The sequence below is a fragment of the Aetokthonos hydrillicola CCALA 1050 genome, from assembly GCF_017591665.1.
GTDB lineage: Bacteria > Cyanobacteriota > Cyanobacteriia > Cyanobacteriales > Nostocaceae > Aetokthonos > Aetokthonos hydrillicola.
Genome location: NZ_JAAKGC010000283.1, coordinates 1 through 2,491, shown reverse-complemented (window position 1 = coordinate 2,491; position 2,491 = coordinate 1). Strand labels below are relative to the sequence as shown.

Annotated in this window: 2 protein-coding genes and 2 pseudogenes; 3 read left to right on the top strand and 1 reads right to left on the bottom strand. The window is 42.4% G+C overall.

Annotated features, from left to right (window positions below):
• From G4P69_RS36975 to G4P69_RS36965, 3 genes and pseudogenes are all read left to right on the top strand, one after another.
• Window positions 1-318: pseudogene (locus tag G4P69_RS36975) on the top strand (AarF/ABC1/UbiB kinase family protein); the annotation flags it as partial.
• Window positions 319-334: 16 nt separating this feature from the next.
• Window positions 335-1,060, top strand: coding sequence for a PP2C family protein-serine/threonine phosphatase (locus G4P69_RS36970; RefSeq protein ID WP_208354811.1), 726 nt, complete (start codon window positions 335-337; stop codon window positions 1,058-1,060).
• A 534-nt stretch (window positions 1,061-1,594) separates the two neighbouring features.
• Window positions 1,595-1,792: an NblA/ycf18 family protein gene (locus G4P69_RS36965; RefSeq protein ID WP_208354809.1), complete on the top strand. Its 198-nt coding sequence runs from the start codon at window positions 1,595-1,597 to the stop codon at window positions 1,790-1,792.
• Window positions 1,793-2,143: 351 nt separating this feature from the next.
• On the opposite strand, the pseudogene G4P69_RS36960 reads toward G4P69_RS36965, so the two are convergent.
• Window positions 2,144-2,491, bottom strand: a pseudogene (locus tag G4P69_RS36960) (serine/threonine protein kinase); the annotation flags it as partial.

Genomic DNA, 2,491 nt, shown 5'->3' with positions numbered 1-2,491 from the left:
AAGCAAGCAGTTCAAGTTAGTAGTACTGCATTTGGACTACCGCGCAGGCTGGAAGATACACTAGAAAAACTAGAGCGGGGAGACGTGCGTGTGCGGGTCAGATCTATAGAAACAGAACGCCTGCTACGACGGCAGACCAATACTCAGATAGGACTAACTTACGCTGTGATCATCAGTGGTTTTACACTTTCGGCTACAATCTTAATTGTTAAAGATTACATATGGTTGGCTCTGCTTGCTGGTTTTATAGCAGCAGTCATATCTGGACTACTGATTCGACTACTTTTGCGCCTCGACCGCTATGACCGAATGTATTAATTTGTTTTGGAATTATATGAAACTTAACTCCATCGGTTTCAGCGATCCTGGTTTGATTCGTTCTAACAACCAGGATGCTTTTTATATAGATCCTGAAGGACGATTTTTTATTGTTGCTGATGGTATGGGTGGTCATGCGGGTGGTGAGCAAGCAAGTCGTATTGCTACCGAACAAATACAAGCATATTTGTTGGCAAACTGGGGTTCCTCTAAGTCGGGACAGGAACTACTAGAGGGAGCTTTATGGCACGCAAACGAAGCAATTCTACATGATCAACAAAATCATAGTGAACGTGCTGACATGGGAACAACGGCTGTAGTGGTCATTTTTCCTCCAAAAGATCCGCCTTTGTGCGCTCATGTTGGAGACTCTAGACTCTACCGCTTCCGGGGATCATTGTTAGAACAAATAACAGAAGACCACACTTGGGTAGCACATGCCTTGAAGATGCATGAAATTTCACCTGAGCAAGCTCGCATTCATCCCTTCCGTCACGTTCTGTCCCGCTGCTTAGGACGTGACGACTTACATACTTTTGATGTGCAGCCCCTAGATGTGCAGGCTGGCGATCGCTTCCTGTTATGCAGTGATGGTTTGACAGAAGAACTCGCTGACGACAAAATAGCTTCTTATCTCCAAGAAACCCCTACGCTTGAAAAAGCCGCTATCTCCCTTGTTGATGCTGCCAAAGAACAAGGCGGACACGATAACATTACAGTCGTCATTGTGTCGGTGGAGTAGCGAGCACAGGAGCAGGGCAGGGAGCAGGGAGCAGGGAGCATTGGAATGAAGTCCCCAGTTTCTTGTTACCTATGCCCTATGCCCTATGCCCTATGCCCCATGCCCCATGCCCCATGCCCCATGCCCCATGCCCCATGCCCAATTAAAGTAAATATACTTATCAATTTGTTCAGCCTGAGCTTTTTTTTTAGTTCTGACTTGATACAAATACAATTAACGTCCAAAGTTATTCTTGTTGGACGTTAAATTGTAAATTTTTGTGATTCGGAGTGTTGTACTGAAACCAAGATCCAAAGCTTGGAAGATTCCCGAAATCTACCTTTACAGAGCTGGAGCTATATCAGTAGGATTAGGTGCAATTGATCGAGTTAACAAAAAATATCCCATAAAGCTATGGGCAATTTGTCAAACAGTTGTTATCTTTTGTAATATGGATGGACAAATGTAGGGACCTAACCTACCACTCAAAGAAATACCATATGGTATTTCTTAAGTCCTAGATCACCTTTACTTAACCTTTTTTTGGAGTTAATTATGAGCCAGCCATCTGAACTGACCTTAGAACAGCAATTTAGCATCCGCTCTTTTGCCACTCAAGTGCAGCACATGAGTCACGACCAAGCTAAAGATTTTTTAGTTAAGCTCTATGAGCAAATGGTCGTCCGCGAAGCAACTTACAAGGAGCTTCTTAAGCAACAATGGGGCTTAGACTCAGGCTCCTCTTGGGCATAGAACTATAATGTCGCATAGGGGGCGACCTCCTTCTCTTGCTAGGTTCCAAGGAGGAAAAGAGCTGGGGATGCTGGGGCGTCAACTTACAACGAAGAAACTCAATATTAGCTAAAAACAGCTGCCTACAGTTCCTAATGTAATTGGCATTTAGACTCGTTTACGTGTGAAACGCACTGTCTGTATAATATCCCATTGAATATTATAGTATCCACTTAAGCTTACAGAAATGAAGATTTCCTAAAATGTTAAGTCCAATAGGACTACAGAAATTTCGTTTCTACCCACTTATATTTTTTATAACTATATTTGAAGATAATGTCACATTTTTTTTACAAAAGTTAATAAGGCAAATTAGCAAGACAGATTAAGTGAGGAGCCTGTATCAATTGCTTGTAACTTTGCCAGAATTCGGGGTTTCAACTTTTCATACTCAATTTTGAGTATATTTTTACTAGTTTGGAAATCAGCATGAGACACAAACGCATTGCTTAATATGATCCACTGCTGCAATTTTTGCTGTTGAGCAAAGGCGATACTTAACACAGCAACATGAGCGCAACGGCTTGGATCCTCACGAGCAAAGAACAGTACACGGTAATAACCCGTTTGTTGTAAAGAAATAGCAATTTCCCTTCCATGGCTGCTTTTGAGATCAAGGTAGTAAGGTAACCATTTAGCGCCATGCTTGCTGTTGTAGAA